An 18,594-nucleotide genomic window follows, 5' to 3' on the forward strand; every position below is an offset into this window, starting at 1 on the left:
GGTCAACCCCTCCATGACTCAGAACGAATACGCCACAGTGACGCGGGCGTTGCGGCCCGGCTCGCTGTAACGGCCGATGCCGTCATCGTTGACGTAGCCGTACAGGGTATTGGTGCCCTTGTTGATCACCCGCACGCGCTGCCACAGGTAGTACTCGCGATCGGTCAGGTTGTAGATGCCCGCGGTCACCCGCAATTGCGAGGTGATGTTCCAGCTGCCGGTCAGGTCCAGCACCGTGTAGCCGTCGGCCTTGCCTGTCCACGCCGGCACCACCTGCGTGCCATTGGCCGATGTGGTGTAGGCATCGCTGGCACTCTTGCCCCAGGCATGGGTCAGGTTGGCGCTGACGTTCCACAGCGGCGAAGGTGCATAGCGCACACCCAGTACCGCGCTGGCCGGCACGATGCTCTCCAGTGGATCGCCATTGTGCTTCTCGCCCTTGCTATACGCCGCCGCCATCCGCGACGACCACGCGTCGGCAATCTGCCAGCGCCCTTCCAGCTCGGCGCCCTTCACCGTCACCTTGCCCGCATTGATCGGCATCGTGCTGTTGTAGCTGTACTGCACAGGGCCGGTTGGCGTGGTGCGGTAACCATTGGCATACGGCACCGGCGTGGTCACCGTCTCGATGAAGTTGTCGTACTGGTCGCGGAACACCGAGAACCCCAACTGCGCGCGATCGGTGGTCCAGCGATAGCCCAGTTCGATATTGAGGCTCTTCTCTGCATCAAGGTCCGGGTTGGACATCGAGGTATCCAGCTGGATCGGTGCACCGCTCACTGCATCGAACGCGGCGCTGGCGCTGGTCGGCGAATACAGATCCGCCACGCTCGGTGCACGGAAGCCGCGGCCCAGCTGCGCCCACAGCGCATGGTCGGGCAGGAAGCGGAACTCCGCCCCCACCTGCCAGCTCGGCGCCGAGAAGCGAAGGTCACGCACGCTGCCGGTCTTGTCGACGAACGTACTGTCTACCTGCGGCGAGTAATCGTAGCGGTCATAGCGCAGGCCACCGCTGAGCTGCAGGCGCTCGTCGAACAGGCTCAGGCTGTCGCGCAAGTACAGGTTCCAGGAGCGGGCATCGGTCTTGGGCACCTGGCGCGGATCATGCTCCACGCTGGCGATACCACCGGCCGCATTCCAACGGGTGTCCACCGCGGTGTAATCGATGTCGCGCTGCTGCCAAGCCAGGCCGTAGCCGATGTCATGCCGCACCGGGCCTTCCACCACCTTGCTGAAATCCAACGCGGCGCGATCCAGGGTCTGCTCGGTGGCGCGGTCTTCGCTGCGCTTGCAGGGAGCACCACCACCCGGGCAGCCGCTGCCGGCCAGAATTCGGGTAACGCCGCGGCTGTCGGTGATCTGGCGGTCCAGCTGCGCATCAAGGGTGTCGAACACGGCATTGCCTGCACGCCACTGCCAGGTCACGCCATAGCGATCACGGTCATTGCGATCGTCGCCTTTGCGCTCCAGATAGCCCGGCGCGTACACGCGTGAAAGATTGTCGACCTCGTTGTGGGCGCGGCCGCGCTCGTACATGAAGCCCAGCGTGTGTGCGTCCGACAACTGTAGATCAACCTTGCCCAGCAGGTTGTCACGCGTACTGTCGACCGGATCCGGCGTGCGCCGACCGACACCGATCCGGTCCACCGTGCTGTCGTACCAGCTTTCGCTTTCATGGCCTTCGCGGCGGGTATAGACCAGCATCGACTCGACGATGCCGGTGCGGTTGGCGAAGCTCAGCGTGCCCATGCTCTCGTCGTTGGAGCCGCTGTAGCCGAACTTCACCCCGACGTGGGTGTCGTTGCCTTCAGGCTTGAGGTAGTCCGCCGGGTCCTTGGTGGTGAATACCACCGCGCCACCGAGCGCACCGCTACCGGAGGTGATCGAATCAGCACCCTTGACCACCTGCAGGCTCTTCAGCGTATCGATATCCACATCACCGCGGCCGCTGCGGAAGAACTCGTAGGAGCGCGCCGTCTCCACCGATTCGGCCAGGCTCAGACCATCGACGGTGATCGCCACGCGATCGCTTTCCAGACCACGGATGTTGAAGCCGTTGTCACCGAAGCGGCCCATGTCGACCACGCTTACGCCCGGGATGTAGCGGATCGCCTCTTCCATGTTGTTGGCCATCTCGGCATCGAGATCGGCGGCGCTTAGAACGGTCACGTTCTGGTTGCGCGACTTGCTCTTCTTTGCCCGCTCGGCCTGAACCCGGACCGTGTCCAGGTTGGAGGCGTCAGCCAGCGCTTCGGCGCGGGCAGTGCCGGACAGACTGGCCAGCACGGCCAGCGCAAGCAGGGATACAGCTGAGTTCATGAGAGATCTCCACAGAAAGGTAATGGCGGGAATACGCCGTTCCTGGCTGCTCGATCACATGGACCATGCCGGCTGGGGGGCATCGGCGCCGAACAGGCGCCGTGTCATTGCAGAAACTGGAGTGACCGGTCGCGAGCTGCGACCGGTACGCGGGGCTCAACGGTTGCCGTTGGCCGAATGGGCACCGGCAACCGGCTCGGGATCGCGCGCATCGACGATGCCGTCGCCGTTGCTGTCAGCACGGTCGAACAGGCGCTTGCCGGACACCTGATACTCGGCGAAGGTCATGCGGCCATCCTTGTCGGTATCCAGCGAATCGAAGCGCACGCTGGCCTGGCGGCTTGCCGCGTCGCGGACCTTGCTGCGCTGGGCGTCCAGCCGGCCTTCAAACTCGGCGGTGTATTCGGCCAGATCCAACACGCCATCGCCATTGGCAGCGGCGGCAGCAAAAGTCGCACTACGTGCAGCGTCAAATTCGGCGCGCTCCACCAGTCCATCGCCATTGCGGTCGTACAACTCCAGCATGCCGTTGGCGGTGTGCGAGGTTGGCATCTTCAGCGGATCGCGGTTGTCACTGGCAGCGGTTTCCCGGGTGGCGTCCTGGCTCTTCTCGTAGCCGGCCCAGGTGCGCTCACCGGCAGCATCGAACTCGGCCCGGCTGATGCTGCCATTCTTGTCGCGGTCCAGCGCCTTGAAGCGAGTATCGGTCTGGCGCAGGTGGCCGGCACGCGCATCGGCCAGGCGCACATCGAAGCGCTGCAGGTACTCGTCCACGTATTCCTGGCGATCAACGTGCCCATCATTGTTGGCATCGGTGGCGTCATAACGCTGCCGACGGAACTGCTCAAAGGCATCCCAGCTCACTGCACCGGTCTTGTCCGGATCGAACTGGGTCAGGAAGGCGGTAACCGTCGGCGATACCACGGGCGGCGCGGCGGCCTGCGCCGAGGCAAGCGGGGCCAGCACCGCTGCCAGCAGCGTGGCAACAGCAAAGGAGGTTTTCATCGGGGATATCCCTGTTGGAAAGCGGCTTAGGGCTCGAGCACGCGGAAGCTGAGCGTGTAGTTGTTGCCGTACTCCGGCGCCGTCGCGCCGGCAGGCGCCGGACCGCGGTAGCGGATCAGGGCGAGGTAGGTGCCCGGCTGCTGCAAGGCGAACGAGGCCTTGCCTGCAGCATCGGTGGTCAACTCGGCCGGAGCCGGCTGGATCTCGTCGTCACCGCGTGCGGCGTGGATCTCCACCTTCTGTGCCGGCAACGGCTTGCCGTCGTAATGCACCTCGAAGACGAACTGCTCACTGACATACAGGTCCGATGGATGGGTCACCGGCACCAGCTCCAGGCCCTTGCCATACGGCGCCAAGGCTTGCCGGGTCGGCTCACCGGCGGTCAGGTAGACCTCCGAGCGCGACAGGCTCTGGTAGTGCGAGAGCATGGTGGCACCGGCCGGCAGTGGCTTGGCCGGATCACGGCTGCTTTCCTTGCGGCCATCCACTTCCCAGGTGCGGAACACGGCGCCAAGGCGGTTGCCGGTAGAGAAGCGGTACGTGCCCTTCTTGCCCGGCAGGGTCTGCTCGACCACGGCGCGTGTCTTCAGTCGCTGCACCACATCGGGCGCATGCTGCACACCGTCAGGATCGGTGACGACGAACTCGCTGTTGTCGAACACCACTTCAGGCACGAAGAAATGCTCGGCGAAGCTGGCATCCAGGGTAACCGTGCTGGTCGGCTGCACCTTGAAGGTGGCCGGGGCGAGATACGGCGTATGCGCCTGGGCAGGCAGTACCGCAGCGGCCAGCAGCAGGCAGGCCAAAGGACGGAAGTTCATCGACAGGTCTCATGGGAGCGACCGGCTATATGCCGGCGGGCGCTACCCTAAGTCAATTGCGAATGATTCGCAATACTATTTGTTCGAGATTGGTGCCATTAGCCAAGCCTTTCGTGGCCGACCGAGGTCCGGAGTCGGGGCAACGGCAACCACTGCCACAGCAATAGATTCGCGTTGGTCGTGCGTCGTGCGTCGTGCGTCGTGCCAATGAGCTTCAGGCACATGTAGCCCTGCAGGAGTTGTATCAGGCACGGCAGCGCGCGAGCCGCCAAAAGATTCCAAGGTCCGACCAACTGCAGTTCGACTATCACTGGGCAGGTGATTGCTGCTGCTCCAGGTTGCAACCGCTCCTGGCTGCCGCATCGCCGCTGATACAGCACGCCTTGCTTACAACTCTCCAAGCTGGTGCGCGAGGAGCCCAAGTCTTTCTATCGGACAACGCACCCCGCTACAAAGCACTTGCCGATCAGCAGAAAGGAGATACCCCATGATCAGCACAGCCACTGAAGCGTTGGCCTTGTCCAACTCGTGGTACGCATGTGTGAAGTCAGAAAAGCCAATTTCCATCGTAGGCTCAAGGCGCGGACGGCCTCCATCGCTAGCGATTCGCTGGACAAAATTCGAGCCTCTAACGATCAGACATTGAAGTGCAGCGAAGCTGAGATGGCTTGCATGTGATTGCTGTACAGTTCGCGAGAAAAAGGGGATAGGCTCGATCAATGAAACACATTGTGCTCGCGTTGGCTGCATCAATTCTCTGCTACTCCACCTCCGCTTTCGCTGATGAAGGGCAACGATATACGCGTGAGGAAGTGAGGGCTGCAATCGGTGATATTCAGAAGATTGTGTCGCCTAATGGCGTTCAGGAGCAGCTTGAGATTCCGATCGGGGGCATAAAGCAATGGATCAGCGTTCGCGGACGCGATCGCCAAAACCCAATCCTGCTGGTCATCCACGGGGGGCCTGGTTCGGTGGAAATGCCCCTGGGCTGGGTATATCAAGCCGGCTGGGAAGACTACTTCACCGTAGTTCAATGGGATCAGCGGGGTGCAGGAAAGACACACGCGTCCAATGATGCCAAGTTGGTCGAGCCCACATTGACCATTGAGCGCATGATCTCTGACGCTGGCGAGGTAGTGCAGTATCTGCAAAAGCACTACGACAAGAAGAAAGTGTTTGTGCTCGGACATTCTTGGGGGAGCGTGCTCGGGCTGAGTTTGGCCAAGCGCCACCCGGAGTGGCTCTACGCGTACGTGGGCGAAGGTCAGCTACTGAACGGTCACGACAATGAGCGTGTCGGATACGCCAATACACTGCAGATTGCGCGAGAGGCAGGGAATACACAGGCCACCAAGGAGCTTGAGGCCATCGCCCCATATCCGAATGTGGACGGGAGTACGCCGTTGGAGAAGGTCCGTGTGCTTAGGAAATGGTCGGGGCACTATGGAGGGCTGGCTGCCGGCAGGAGTACGCACGGCTGGTACGGCAATGCAATCGAATTGTCTCCCGAGTATTCGGACAAGGACATAGAGGCCATCGACAGCGGAACCGCCATGTCCTTGAAGTCGCTTCTTCCTCAAGAGGCAAAGCTGGACCTGACCGGTCTCACCAGGTTCGATACCCCGATCATTATTTTCGCGGGTCGCCATGACAATACGACGCCCTCCGAGAACGTCGCATCTTGGCTACCAAAGGTCGAGGCGCCCTTCAAAAAAATAGTGTGGTTTGAAAATTCAGCCCACATGATTGCAACCGAAGAGCCGGGACGAGTGCTGGTGCATCTTGTTCAAGACGTGCGCCCACTGGCCGGAAGCGACCTTCCCGATTACTAAGCGCCGATGACTGGAGTTCCCAGGTTTTTCTGGACAGAGTCAGCCTTTGTTGGGATGACCTCGGGAGCCGAGACAAGAGCGCGCGGTGGATTCCTGAGCTACGGGTGGCATGGGATGAAGCCAAAGCATTGCGTGCAAAGATCCTTGCACGGACCGCAACAGCGCACGCCTCGCGCCGCTCAAGCCTGAGCAGCGCCCTATCTTCATCACAGAGAGTGCGGCGAGCAGCTGACGAAAGACGATCTAGATGCAGCGTGGCAGAAGAAAATCACCGCTGCGATGACCGACGGCGTCATCACAGAATCCGAGCGATTCAGCCCGCACGGTCCCAAGCAACAAAGTAACGATCATAAAGACACGGGAATGCTCGACACCTACGATCACGACGCTCCAGTCGTGGAAACCGCAAAAATGCCCGATTTCTCGGGACATTTTTCAGGAGTCTCCAAAATCACCAAGAAGCAAAACGGATAGACCGTTGAACCGTAAGGCGTTTAGTGGTGGCCCACCAGCAACCGAAATTAACCTATAAATAATTGATATTTAAAGTCTTTATTAAATTTAATATATCATTTGACTCACTTTCTGACTCACTTTCTTTGCCGACTTCTGCAGGACCATTCTGGACATCCTCGGACAGTCAAAGGCCTCGCGCAATCACTTGGAATAACCGGCGGCTGGCGGCCGCAGATTGCGCGTGAGCCCAGTCCACCGTATGCAATCCACTTATCCAACCGGGCTTAGCTGTTCAAACAGATGGGGCCAGCTTTCTCCGGCTAACGCGATTCAATCTGCCAGGGGACTAGTAGAGGAACTATCGCACAGCATGGTCCGCCGTCGTACGACATACCGGCGATCTCTGCCGTAAGCACTGCCTTTGGTTGTACGCATGCCGCAGCAATCAGCTCCTGGCTAATCCCTTCAAGGGGAACCTTTGCTCTCCGCATCCATTGAGATCCAGTTTGTGTTGCAAGCACCCCCGAATGGATTCTTACCAGACACTCGACTCACCCACCGATACTACCGAAGCTCTAATGCGGTGGGTCAAAGAACGGCGGAGCACTGCTGTGTCGAGCGAGGTGTAGCGATGGCCCATAGCCGCTTGTTGGCCGCTCATAAGCTGAGTTCGTAAAAGACCGTAGCGACCACCGCCTAGCCCATCGTCGCTTGGATCTGGCTTGACAGTCTGGACTTTCGTTTGCGCTTCTCGCGATTTCGTAGTTGATTTCAAGAAGTTTCAGTTCATCCACACATAGTACCTTGACGACTTGAGCTGGGCGAATGCGTGTACCGCAGTTTCAGCCGAATGCCTTTAGCCCGTACTCGCGAAAGACGGCGAACGAAAGGGGCGCCACGGCGCACATCGTCGGCGAACCCAAGACCCCAAACGCTATGTGTCATGCCAAAGATCAGTTCTTCGAGTGGGCACGCCAACCGCCGCCCGGCAATCCCGAGAGCGCGACTGTCGCAGCCGACGGCAACGATGCTGGCCGAACCGAGGCGGCCAAGCCCGAGACCACGACCCCCTTGCCCAAGCAACGCCGGCGTTTTCTGTTAGATGCCGTTGCGTTACTGGCAAGTGGCACGTCCGAAGGCAAGGTAAGCTTGGCAGTCCTTGGGCAGTACCTGAAGCACAACGATCCGGCATTTTCGCCAAAGACCTATGGTCATTCGGTCCTGCTGAGCATGGTGCGGACCTATGACCTGCTGAGCTTCTGCAAGGGGGAAGGCAGCCACTGGTTTGTCGGGCTCGCCGCCAAGTTTGAGACCACGACGTAGACCGAGCGCGTCTGCGCGCCGATCATGACAACTGGCGAGCTTACCAGTCCGGGATTGGATTGGACGTGTTGGTCGTCCGATCCTATTTTCGCTTGAGGTTGGCGGGCAGACTGACGGGTTTGAGACCAGCGAAGATCAGCACGGAAAACATCCTCAGAACCAACTCGGGGGTGATCGTGCGGTGACCGTATTCAAACGCCCTGCTGGTTATCAGGCTTTCGATGAGTTCCTTCTCCTTACCCTCCACGCCAATGTATTCCGGGGTCTCGTGTTTGTTGTATCGCATCAGTCCACTGGGAGGTAACACCGCCTCCGCTAGCGACAGAGGCGACACTAGGCCCATGAGTTTGTCCGGCCATGTCAGGGGTGGGGCACGCAAGGCATCCAACCCATTCACAGAGTCTTGCAGGTACTGCTTCAGCCCTTCCATAGAGCCTATGGAACTCAGCTTCCTTGCAAGCCCGACCGCACCGTTCTCGATACTCCCTTCCTTGACAAGGACTATGACTTTCGTGGCGTCGTTGGCATTGATCATCGCCCTGCTGTAGACGCTTCGACTGTGATCCACGAGCGAGCGCTCGCCCACAGCACGCGTGCGCAGCAGATGCACGACCAGCGAGGGCCAGATGGCTTCATCAAACATGGCGTGGGGAAAGCGCAGGTTCTCTGCCATTCGCTTGGCGAGCCATTGCGTATCGGCCGCATAAAGCAGCTCCTCCATTCCGGAGGCGCTGTTTGCATCCTTCACAGCCAATTGCACAACGTAGTACCCGTCGATCCAGGCTTTCAGATCATCCAGATCGTTCTTGGTAGGCATAGCCCACGCCTTCCGATCCGTGCTTCGGAACCGATCTTTCCGCGAAAGCCAGACCTTGCCTTCGCGAGCAGCGCGCTCAAGAATCGTTTCCATCTCCACCGAAGCCGAAATCCTGCCCTCGGCCACCGCCGCCTTCTGCAGGGTATCGATCGAAATCGGCTCCAGATCGGCATTGGCAGGTCGCTCACGTCGATCCTGCATCGTGCGACGCAACCACTTCATCACCCATTCGACGTGCTTCCTAATCTCGCCATCGGCAAGCGTGGAAAGAATTGGGCTTGGTTCGACCACGTGCTGGCGAACCTCGATCACGGGCATGACGCCCGAAAGATTGCCGCGCGCACACGCTACGCCCTCCGCATAGATGCTGGTTTCGCTGACTGAAAGCGAAACCGCCTCCTGCTTACGCTGCTTGCAGCCGTACAGGGTATGGCAACACTGCGACTGGACAGGTCCGCTCACGATCTCACGGCTCCGCCGCGACGTGCAGAACAGGGTTGCGCCATAGCGCAGGGCCGCATCCCGGAAATCAGTGCGAGGCAAGTTGTGTTTGCCATTGGCGCTCACCAGGGCCGCGCGTGGACGCAGCCATTGCCATACCGCATCGTAGGCCGGGGCGCGGTCGACAAACGAATAGGAGCCGTGATGTGGCGCCTTCACGATGTCGCATCCTAAGCCCATGGGCCAGCGCGCCATCAGGTAAGTGAAGTTCTCTAGGTCGCCCGTGAACAACAGCCGCCGACGCACCCTGCCGATCCGGGCTTCGACAAGCAGCACGATCGAAGTGTCGTTGAGCACGGAATTACCGAAGAACTCCGGTTCCACGCCCTTGCCAGCCGCCTCCTGTACGGCATCATGGAGGGAGCCCGGCGAGGCCGTGCTCTTCAGGTTGCCAGTGATCCTGTCCGGCGTGATTTCACCGCTTGCGATCGCATCTCGCAGGTCCTCGAAAGGATCTTCTCCGCCTTGCGGTTCGGGGGAACCGGTAAGCAACCATCCCAACGGTGTGGGGTACTCGAGAAACAGGCTCAACGCATCTTCACCGAGAAGCAGGCGCTCGATCAGACGGCCGGCAGGCGAAATAACCCTGATCGAAAGCCCCTCGTCGGGGCTGACCCATGTGGCCCCTTCGACAGGCCAAGAGATCTTGCACCCGGGACCAAGGGCATTCTGCAGTATCCTGGTCTGGTCAAGCCCTCGTCTGATCCGTGGCGGAAAGAGCCAGCTGTGACGCTCGAATGCGGGGATGCATGGCCCCCAGTACTTCTCGATGGGAAGGCGAGGCTGGCTCTGGACGTAGGCCAGTAGGCCGTCCACATGGTCGGCATCGCAGTGGCTGAGGACGACCAGATCGATCTTCGATGCCCCGATGCCTTCGGCCGACTGCCTGATCCTGTCCCCGCCAGCGCGGGGACCTCCGTCGACAAGGATCGTCGAGGGATCTCCTTGCTCAGGGATCCAGTGCAACAGCAGCGCATCTCCGTGACCGACGTCGAGAAGCTCCACCTTAAGTTGAGCCTTGGATACGTTCGTCATCTACTTTGGGCTCGGCTGGGGTTGTGTGGACTGGACACGTGCGCCGCCTTAGCCTGACGCTGGCCAAGCTTAGGCGCCCGAGACGATCACCGCGGGCGACTCCGAGAGAAAGCAGCGGCAACGCGCGGGACGGCAGTTCCCATCATAGCCGGTGACCTACATCAGCCATCTGCACGGCATGCACGCCCAATGTGAGAAGGGTTGTCCGCGTGCCCTGTACGACGTTCCACCCGAGCTAGCAGCGATTCACATCTGACTCACTTTTCCGCTCGCCTGGACTGTGACTGCCAGGGACCCGTCCGTAAAGAGCGTGCAAGCTCAAGAACAACGTAGTTCGGCAAGATGCCCGGGATGCGCTGACTTCTCTCCCTCTCTGGAACAGGTCGAAAGCCCCAAGGTTCAAGCAAGCGCAATGCACGAGAATTTTGAGCCGGAGCACCGCTCAACAATCGGTCCTGCCCCGCCTCGCCTTCACTCCATCGAAGAGCAGCCGCCATTAGCGCCCGAGAGACACCACCCCTCTGTATCGCACGAAAGACCTATGCCATCATATCCAGAGCCGGTCTCGGAATTATCCGTAAGCTATTCTCAGCGACCGCTATACATCTCAGGCACTGATGAGAGACCGCAAGCAAGTAGAGAGCATACGAAAGCCTCGATCAAGGAAGACCGCCACACCGGAACCACGCTTTGACCTCGGAAGAGACTCAGACGCGGCTCCCCTCACGCGCGCATCTCTTCGCGAACTACTAGAAGAACTGAATGGAGACAACGCGCTGAGCAATGGGGAGCTGTTCTCATACGACTCGCTTGATCGCGTTCAGACATTTATCTCACTCGTGGCCGGTCGTAAGCCAGCCACTCTGGACGAACCTGTCCCGACAGGACACCTAAAAGCCATAAAGCTTCTCTTGCGCACCAGTCGCAGGGAAAAGAAGCAACTCTTCACCCTCATCGATCCACTTGGCAGCAGCGCGCGCGCCACCATGGAGCAATGCTCCATCACTACAACGCCACGCGATCCCGAAGGAGCGCGGATCATCAGCAAACTTGCACGCGCTCTAGCGAATGAGATTGATCCAGTGAAACTGCGCCTACTCGATGACATGGCCTCGGCAGGCGATCAGCTCACTTTCGCGGAGGGACTGAATCGGCGCATTGAGCACGTTAATGACGCAACTCTTGTCCTCTTCAAGCGAGGCCTCTCATCCGAGGACCAGTTGATCGAGGTTTACGACAAGATCTCGATCAACATCCGCTCTCTTTCAGTTGCTACTCCGAAAAGCGAACCTGCGGTTGCCGAGGCCATCTACTGCCACCTGAAAACGCTAGGACTTCAGCACTTCATTGCGGAGCATCGGGACCGATTCGAGAGCAATTCACATATCCACGGCGTACTGCCATGTGATGAACTCATTGCGTCATTCTGCAAGTATCTAACGAAGAAAGCAGGATGGCTGATTTGCCCCGATACCAAAATTGTATCGGTCAGGGAATGCCAACTCTTCATGGAATCTCTCCAACTCAGATTGAACAAGTTGGTGACCGGCGCTACCGGATGGAAGACAGTGAAGACCAGGCACATGAAGAACATTGGACTCTCGCAGTTCATCCTCAGGGCACATGCGTATCGGTCTTATGACGAAACAGATCCCGATGCAAAGTGCATCTCGGTTGTCGACATGGTTGCGGCACTTTGCGCCTTCGCGTACGGCCAGAAATCTCGGGCAGATAAGGAGCTCGAACCGCCGTACTGGCCTGGCCAAGAGAGTCAAGGCAAAGATCCCGAGCAGCTCCTTAGGAAGGGACTAAGAGATGATCGCCCTTACCAATACCAGGCCGCATTTCAGTTCTACTACTACAAGTTCTCTGAGTATCGCGCCGCACTCACTCACACCACCGGCAGCTACCGCGCCTGGATGAGATTCCAGATGGCTCGTCTAGATGTGTATGAGAAACTCCTCAAGCTCAATGACATATCCGCAATCGTCAAAGGCTCAAGACAGTTCGACGAACTTTGTCTTCATGGCGCTCGGAACACACTCGACCAGCTAAGTCGTCGTGCGATGTAATTCTTTACATATCCATCTCAGGCTATGGAGATGGACTCAAGATCTCCACTCAGAGCCACGTAGTTCACCCAGATAATGATAGGTACTACGTGGTGTAAAGAGGGGAGCGCACTTACCGTTTCTCCTCTCAGAGTGAGAGTAGTGTTTGGAGACCATCTCTAGGAGGCAGCCAAGCCATCGCTTGGCTGTCATTAGCCAACTTAGAGAAAGGGTAGTAATGAAATGGCCACATTCCATCATCGGATCAAGAGCGGAAGAAAGGGAACCGCACGCAATCAAGCTGGTTACATCGACAGGCGTGGGAAGTACAGCAACAGAGTGGACTTGGTCCATAGAGGGTGCGGCAATCTACCAGCATGGTCGAATGGCGATCCATTTGTATTCTGGCGCGGAGCCGACCGACACGAGCGCAGCAATGGAGCAGCATATCGGGAGCACGAGATTGCACTGCCCGTGGAGTTGAGTCGCGAACACCTTGTGTCGCTGGTAGAGAGAATCGTCTCTGAAGTAGTTCCAGATCGCCCTTACCAGTACGCGATTCACGTTCCGGAGGGCAAGCTGGGAGGGACGCCAAACCCACATGTCCACATCATGTACTCGGATCGGATTCCAGATGGAATAGAACGAACCGAGAAGCAGAGCTTCGCCCGTTACAACCGCAAAAAGCCGGAACTTGGCGGGTGCCGGAAAGACAGCGGGGGCAAGACGTCGATAGAACTCCGAGATGACGTCATTGCGACACGCAAGAAGATTGCCACGCTTCAGAATGAAGCTTTAGCAGCACATGGCCACGACGGGCGCGTCGACCACCGAAGCCTCAAGGATCGGGGCTCATCTCGAGCTCCGGAGCCCCGCTTGGGCCCTGCGGGCGTGCGGCAACTCTCTGATACGCAGAGGAAGGCATGGCTCTCAGCACGAGTCAGCATCAGCGAGAACCACATGCCAGTCCCGGGCACTGCCTAGAAGCGCTAGGCCTGCTAGTGCGTTAGCAGAATTAGCAGGAAATTGACCCCCGCCTGTGAATTTTCAGGCGGGGGCCAGTCCAGCTTGGGACTAGAAGGGGCCTGGGGTCATGTCGACGTAAAACGTGTCCCGACGGCCTGGCTGAGATCGCCTGCCGATCTGGATCAGTCCCTTACGAACAAGGACTCCTAACAGGTTCTTTATCACCGACGCCTTCCGCAGCCTGTAGGGTCCAAACTGAGCAATCTGGCTGATGTTTTCAACGTCAATGAATCTGCCAGCCCTTCCTTTAGTAGAACCGGTAATGAAGTCCCTGTTCTTCAACCATTCGTAGAGTTCCATCGCATCCAGATCCTCCTGATCTTTGGGGACGATGTCTTCCATGTAGTCCTTCGATGCTTCGTTGCATAGGGCGATCGCTGTCAGTACACAGTCCACGCCGATGTCCCCTTCGAATCCCTCAGCAAAATGAAATGCGGCCGCTATCCGTGCAACGTTGTCAGCGAGCTTCGACCCATGGTCGATCGCCTTGGAGTATCTACCTCCTTCGCGCATCTGTTTCTCAACGTAGTCAAGGTACTCTATCCACAAGTGCGAGGCATCAGAACTGAACTTCAAGATGGTTCTTGAGTAGTTTCCCGCCTTCAGTGCAGTCAGGTATGCATCTAATACTTCTTTGATCCCCTTGTTGAACAGATCGCGTCCAGCGCGATCGGTCGGAGCATATCGACTGAGCCTGGTGCCGATAGTGCTACCGCACTTCACGTAGATCACGCGACCTAAGTAGCCTGACGCTATGCTTTCGGCTCCTTTCTCAGCCATGATCAGCTTGAGCTTGTCAGGCTGGATGGAAATGCACTTCGTTACTCGCGGATTGAGAACGGTGTAGCCGCCCTTGACGCGGCTAACATTGATGCTTTCGTTGCTCCAAATCTGGCAGAAGTCGTCGTCATTAGGAAGAATCGTCTGTGCGAACAGCTTCCAGCAGTCGCTAGAGAGGATAGCTATGCACGGAACATTCTTCAGTCCGAGCTTGAGTGCAGGAATCGTGAAGTCCTTCATGACGATGCTCCACTCTGAACATTCGTCAGGCTCCAACTCGGCATGATCCTTCATCTCTTGCAAGAGTTGCGTCGTGTCCTTGCCGAGTTCCTTCGCTTCCTCATACTTGGAGGTGAGTTTACGCATCTTGAGATTCCATACCTTCTGGTGGACCGTGTTGCGCTTGGCCTCAATGCTCGACCATGCCTTGATCTCCTCGTTGCAGCCCACAAAGGATCGAAAGAATTCTCCATCAACCGTTGTCTTGCGCTCGCCAGATATGGCCGACAGCAGCGTATACACACCTAGACCCACAAGCCCTCCTCTGGGCTTGTATGCATCCGCTCGCGTCTGCGCAGCAGCACAGCACGCCGTCATCCCAATGTAGTACGCCATCCTTTCCGGCACTTGGTGCTCTTCGATCACTTCCAGTACGGCCGCTTGGTAGCGGGGGAGTTTGAACTCCCCCGCCTGAGGAAGCTGATCGAACGGAAACCCGATAACATCCGTGTTGATGAACTCGCCGTGCTGTGCGGCCTCCGACGAGCTCGCGATCGAGCCAGCCTGCGCGCTCACTGTTCGCCTCCCGTCTCGCTATCATTGGGCGGCACAACTTCGGCAGTCCGGAGCAGCTGACCGCAACTCGGACACGAGGCCACATTGCCCTCTTCGCAGCGTTTACTACGCTCCGAAAGAAGGAGCTTCCGGAAGCCGGGTGGATAAAGCTTGTGGCCGTAGATGGCGTTGAACTTTTCCAAGGCCTTCCTGACCGTGCCTCCCTTGGTAATGAACTGCTCTATCGACGGGTATGCTTCCGTGAAATCGGCCTGCGTTTTGCTTTTTCCTTCCGTGAGCTCTCGATTGAGTTCAGCCTGGAGTTGATCGAGCGGACCCGTGATCCGGTCCAGAGAAGAGTTGAACGTGTTCATCCTTACTCCTCCTGCCCCAGAAGAAACTTCGCTTCTCGTCCCCGAAGCCAGGCCCGACCCACATCAAGGCGATAGATCTTCGGCGACACCGGAGAGTCATAAAGAGAGAAGCCTTTCGGGTACGCGGGATCAAAGAACGGACTGTTGGGGTTCATCAGCTCATAGGCACGGCTGCGACTCACTTTGGTTACTGCCAGCAGTTCTCCGAATCGACCATAGACCTCTTCCGATTCACGAATCCCCTCGCGAGCTACAGTAAGCCCTTGTTCCCTCGCTGGTACTCCTTCATACCGGTGAGGTGGTGTTGTTACACGCGGTTGTTTGCTACTGAGCACGATTGTTTCCTCGTTTCGTTATGCGACCGTCATTGATCGCGCCCGCATCTTTATGCGTGGGTTCCGAGGAAAGAAGGGTCAACAAATCAAGGATTTTGCGATTTTCAGCAGGCTGCTCTTGCGCCGTGGCAGTTGCGACCCTGGTCCGGCACCGCCCCGCTCCACTCCGACCCCCCATCACGCCCGGAATCAGGCGCCACTACTGGCACGCCGACGGCTTCGGTCCTGATTGGGCAAGAAGAAAAGACATCCGCTCACCGGGGAGGAGCCTAAGCTCCTCCCCGTGGTGATCCATCGGGTCCCGTCCCGAATGGCTTAGCTGCCGACCTCGGTCCCTGATGCAGCTTTCTCCTGCAGAACCACAATGCGCTTTGCCTTGATTTGGCCCGCCAGCATTGGGCTGACCACCATGTAGACGATGACGGCCACGGCAGACAGCCAGGCTTCGATGGCAAGGGACCAAAACAGGAAAAATATGTGGAAGGCCCAGAACACGATCGGTGACAGAACACCGATAGCCTTGCGAAGCTTGACCCGGTTGACCACCTTGTTGTTCTGGAAGTACGGCAGGGGGAAACGACCTTTCTTGAGACTCAGATACGCCCGCAAACTGACGGGAATGATGAAGAAGACCAGTGCAAGTGAGTAAATGAAAACGCCCATAACTTTGTTGCTCCTTTGTTGAATTGGAAGTTGGAATGGCTGCTTCAGAAGCCCATGGCATAGCCGAGGATCGGGTTCAGCATCTTGTTCTGGTACTCGATCAGGACATTGCCGCTCACTTGGTCAATATCGATTCTGTAGTTGAAATCCACAGATCGCTCGCGGTCGTGATAGACGTAGGTGATGCGGGCATCGCATCGATAACTGTCGACCTTCTTGTCGTAGTCCAGGGTGCGGATGTTGGATATCTCGTAGGTATCGAGGATCCCGAGGAACTCCTCTTCGGTACCGAGATTGGTTTGAGTGGCGTACTTCTCCACCTCCATCTCGATGGCTTCGTCGATTAACGACAATGTGTCCGTATCGCCGCAGTCGGGGGTGCCTCCTGCACACCCAACCAGAACGATTGATGCCAGCACGGTGCTGGCATAAACGATTCTTTTCACTTGATTCCCCTATCTATTTGATTGGTAGCCGGATGGCGATAGGCCTGCCTAAGTTAGCCCCAATTCCAAATTATTGCTAATCGTAGTATGTCGAATAGTAGTATTCAAACCAAGACCATCCCACGATGGCTCGGGCAGCTCATGAAACTCGGTTGGTCACCGTCTTCGCCGGCAATGTCCGGCGCTTGAGGAAGGAGCGCGGGCTATCCCAGGAAGAGCTAGCAGAGGCAGCCGGCGTCCACAGGACTTACATCGGCATGATCGAACGTGGCGAGAAGAACGTAACGATTTACAACATCGACCGTCTCGCCGTGGCACTCGGAGTTCGACCCGGATCGCTTCTCGATTGAATTGAATCCTCTACGGGCCTAGCTTTTCGCCTCACGTGATCCGAGGTTCCCTATAGCACCCGGCCCAAGGCCGGATGCTATGCCCCCGCTCCCTAAACAGCATGAGATTTACGCCAGTCCTCGGGCTGCCATCGAGACCGCCTGACTGGCCGTGACCACGAAGTGGTCCAGCAGTCTGACGTCGATCACCCGCAGGACGCTCCTTAGCTGGGCCGTGACCGCCCGATCTGCCGCAGAGGGTTCGGCGTCTCCACTGGGGTGGTTATGGGCCAACAGAACGGCTGCTGCATTCAAAGCCAGTGCCCGCTGAACCACGATGCGTGGGCGCACCTCAGCACTGTCTACCGACCCGGAAAACAGCCGCTCCACAGCGATGAGTCGATGCTGGGTATCGAGGAAGGCGGCCTCAAAGTGCTCCCGCACCTCATTGCCCAACCGCAAGCGGAAGAAAGCTCCACACGTAGACACATCCCCAAATAGCTGTCCTGGCTCGCAGGCCCGCCGCTCAAGAATGCCAAGTGCTCGGGCAATGGTCCGCTCGTCCCGTGCCCGAGTGGCCTCGTCTGAGGAGGCCACTCGGGGAACTGTCGGCACGCGCACACGTGACCGGGCCAGCATCACGTCACCAGCTTCATCGCTTCGTCCCAAGCCCGTTGCTTGAGCTGGGCGCCTGGACCGAACCACGACGCATCTCGACGGTGGTCCCCGCTACGTGCCCGGCGGTGATGATCGACGTATTCCGTCACGCTGTTCAACAGCCCCCAGGCTGTGCCACGGCTTGAAGCCAACAGCGCTCCCCTGCCACCGCCTTCGTACAACGAACGGACATTGGCCAAGGCCTGTTCGTTGACCACGGTGGCCTTGTTCTCCTGCGATTGGTAGGTCAGCACGCGGCGCAGGAGCCCATCCACCGAATCAGGATCCACCGGACACTCGACCAGCGCTTTCATACGGGCAACGAAGCCATCCCACGAGGAGACAGTGATGCCCAGCTGGCGCTTGACCGCATCCATGTCGAACTGCGAACGGTGCGACACCTTCACTGCGCCGCTGGATTCCCCGATTGCAATCTTCAGGGTGTTGTTGCAGACCACACGAACGGAAGTGAACTGTGCCGTCGTCGCCAGCGAGCCATCGCAGGCGGTTGCCAACAACAGGTAGCCTTCCACCTTGTCCCTGCCCTTGAGCGTCGTGCTTTGGCCGGTGCGAGCCAGTGCCCAGAACTTGCGGCCCTCACGCAGCACGCCGGCCGTTTCCAGTTCAAAGCCGTTGTACTGGGTCAGGTCCCGGTAGAACTCCAGCACTTCCTCCGGCTGGACCACCTGGAAGCGCTTGGACACCACCGCCAGCGGAGCTTTGGTGTCGGAGCGGTACAGCACCTTGTTCTCGGGGAAGGCTTCGATGGCGCCGATGCCGTGATTGCCGCTGATGAAGCGGACTTCGGACTCCTCGATTTGCCAGTCCATGCCGGCCTGTTTCTTCCAGACTTCGATGGGTTGGTGTGGAGCTAGTTTGTTGCCGAGGCCATGCCAGGGCGTGTTGCCGACATAGGCCATTGTTTCAATCAGGTGCATTGTCATTTCCTTTTAGTAGGCGGCATAAACGCACAAGGCCCGGACGAGCCGGGCCTTGTGAGGAATGCCATAGGGAAGGAATCAGCGATCGAGGAAGTCACCGCAACTGCCG

At 58.3% G+C, this 18,594-nt stretch carries 18 protein-coding genes; 6 read left to right on the forward strand and 12 right to left on the reverse strand.

The window, feature by feature from the left end:
* Positions 1–18: 18 nt before the first annotated feature.
* From ACVOLZ_RS08550 to ACVOLZ_RS08560, 3 genes are all read right to left on the reverse strand, one after another.
* Positions 19–2,319, reverse strand: coding sequence for a TonB-dependent hemoglobin/transferrin/lactoferrin family receptor (locus ACVOLZ_RS08550; RefSeq protein WP_481515792.1), 2,301 nt, complete (start codon positions 2,317–2,319; stop codon positions 19–21).
* Between the two features lie 156 nt (positions 2,320–2,475).
* Entirely contained in the window at positions 2,476–3,324 is an 849-nt protein-coding gene (locus tag ACVOLZ_RS08555; RefSeq protein ID WP_481515793.1) for an EF-hand domain-containing protein, read from the reverse strand.
* Between the two features lie 26 nt (positions 3,325–3,350).
* Positions 3,351–4,145: a DUF4198 domain-containing protein gene (locus ACVOLZ_RS08560; protein WP_481515794.1), complete on the reverse strand. Its 795-nt coding sequence runs from the start codon at positions 4,143–4,145 to the stop codon at positions 3,351–3,353.
* Between the two features lie 719 nt (positions 4,146–4,864).
* On the opposite strand from ACVOLZ_RS08560, the gene ACVOLZ_RS08565 reads away from it, so the two are divergent.
* A complete protein-coding gene (locus tag ACVOLZ_RS08565; RefSeq protein ID WP_481515795.1) occupies positions 4,865–5,977 on the forward strand; it encodes an alpha/beta hydrolase in 1,113 nt (370 codons plus the stop codon).
* Positions 5,978–6,256: 279 nt separating this feature from the next.
* A complete protein-coding gene (locus tag ACVOLZ_RS08570; protein ID WP_481515796.1) occupies positions 6,257–6,451 on the forward strand; it encodes a hypothetical protein in 195 nt (64 codons plus the stop codon).
* 302 nt (positions 6,452–6,753) lie between these two features.
* Here ACVOLZ_RS08570 and ACVOLZ_RS08575 read toward each other — a convergent pair whose 3' ends face one another.
* On the reverse strand, positions 6,754–6,954 hold the full coding sequence (locus ACVOLZ_RS08575) for a DUF5990 family protein (RefSeq protein WP_481515797.1): 201 nt from the start codon (positions 6,952–6,954) through the stop codon (positions 6,754–6,756).
* 304 nt (positions 6,955–7,258) lie between these two features.
* On the opposite strand from ACVOLZ_RS08575, the gene ACVOLZ_RS08580 reads away from it, so the two are divergent.
* Positions 7,259–7,756 (forward strand): OST-HTH/LOTUS domain-containing protein, encoded by a 498-nt coding sequence (locus ACVOLZ_RS08580; protein WP_481515798.1) that lies wholly within the window; start codon positions 7,259–7,261, stop codon positions 7,754–7,756.
* A gap of 82 nt (positions 7,757–7,838) precedes the next feature.
* On the opposite strand, the gene ACVOLZ_RS08585 is transcribed toward ACVOLZ_RS08580, so the two are convergent.
* Positions 7,839–10,109 carry a ComEC/Rec2 family competence protein gene (locus ACVOLZ_RS08585; RefSeq protein ID WP_481515799.1) on the reverse strand — a complete coding sequence of 757 codons (2,271 nt, stop codon included), beginning with the start codon at positions 10,107–10,109 and terminating at the stop codon, positions 7,839–7,841.
* Between the two features lie 911 nt (positions 10,110–11,020).
* Here ACVOLZ_RS08585 and ACVOLZ_RS08590 point away from each other — a divergent pair.
* Positions 11,021–12,181, forward strand: a complete 1,161-nt coding sequence (locus ACVOLZ_RS08590; protein ID WP_481515800.1) for a hypothetical protein — start codon at positions 11,021–11,023, stop codon at positions 12,179–12,181.
* A 222-nt stretch (positions 12,182–12,403) separates the two neighbouring features.
* Entirely contained in the window at positions 12,404–13,144 is a 741-nt protein-coding gene (locus tag ACVOLZ_RS08595) for a MobA/MobL family protein (protein ID WP_481515801.1), read from the forward strand.
* A gap of 90 nt (positions 13,145–13,234) precedes the next feature.
* On the opposite strand, the gene ACVOLZ_RS08600 is transcribed toward ACVOLZ_RS08595, so the two are convergent.
* The 5 genes from ACVOLZ_RS08600 to ACVOLZ_RS08620 all read right to left on the reverse strand — a co-directional run bounded on the left by ACVOLZ_RS08600 (position 13,235) and on the right by ACVOLZ_RS08620 (position 16,465).
* Entirely contained in the window at positions 13,235–14,761 is a 1,527-nt protein-coding gene (locus tag ACVOLZ_RS08600; RefSeq protein WP_481515802.1) for a DUF3987 domain-containing protein, read from the reverse strand.
* Positions 14,758–15,114, reverse strand: coding sequence for a hypothetical protein (locus ACVOLZ_RS08605; protein ID WP_481515803.1), 357 nt, complete (start codon positions 15,112–15,114; stop codon positions 14,758–14,760). Before ACVOLZ_RS08605 ends, ACVOLZ_RS08600 begins: the two co-directional genes overlap by 4 nt.
* A 2-nt stretch (positions 15,115–15,116) precedes the next feature.
* Positions 15,117–15,449: a hypothetical protein gene (locus ACVOLZ_RS08610; RefSeq protein WP_481515804.1), complete on the reverse strand. Its 333-nt coding sequence runs from the start codon at positions 15,447–15,449 to the stop codon at positions 15,117–15,119.
* 315 nt (positions 15,450–15,764) lie between these two features.
* The gene (locus ACVOLZ_RS08615; RefSeq protein ID WP_481515805.1) at positions 15,765–16,112 is read right to left on the reverse strand and encodes a hypothetical protein; all 348 of its coding nucleotides are present in this window, start codon (positions 16,110–16,112) and stop codon (positions 15,765–15,767) included.
* 44 nt (positions 16,113–16,156) lie between these two features.
* Entirely contained in the window at positions 16,157–16,465 is a 309-nt protein-coding gene (locus ACVOLZ_RS08620) for a hypothetical protein (protein WP_481515806.1), read from the reverse strand.
* 245 nt (positions 16,466–16,710) lie between these two features.
* Here ACVOLZ_RS08620 and ACVOLZ_RS08625 point away from each other — a divergent pair, with 245 nt between their 5' ends.
* Entirely contained in the window at positions 16,711–16,908 is a 198-nt protein-coding gene (locus tag ACVOLZ_RS08625) for a helix-turn-helix domain-containing protein (protein ID WP_481515807.1), read from the forward strand.
* Positions 16,909–17,016: 108 nt separating this feature from the next.
* Here the strand turns inward: ACVOLZ_RS08625 and ACVOLZ_RS08630 are convergent, their stop codons facing one another.
* Positions 17,017–17,526, reverse strand: coding sequence for a JAB domain-containing protein (locus ACVOLZ_RS08630; RefSeq protein ID WP_481515808.1), 510 nt, complete (start codon positions 17,524–17,526; stop codon positions 17,017–17,019).
* Positions 17,526–18,482, reverse strand: a complete 957-nt coding sequence (locus ACVOLZ_RS08635; protein WP_481515809.1) for a DUF932 domain-containing protein — start codon at positions 18,480–18,482, stop codon at positions 17,526–17,528. Before ACVOLZ_RS08635 ends, ACVOLZ_RS08630 begins: the two co-directional genes overlap by 1 nt.
* Positions 18,483–18,594 lie beyond the last annotated feature (112 nt).

This window comes from Stenotrophomonas sp. STEN020, from assembly GCF_056760195.1.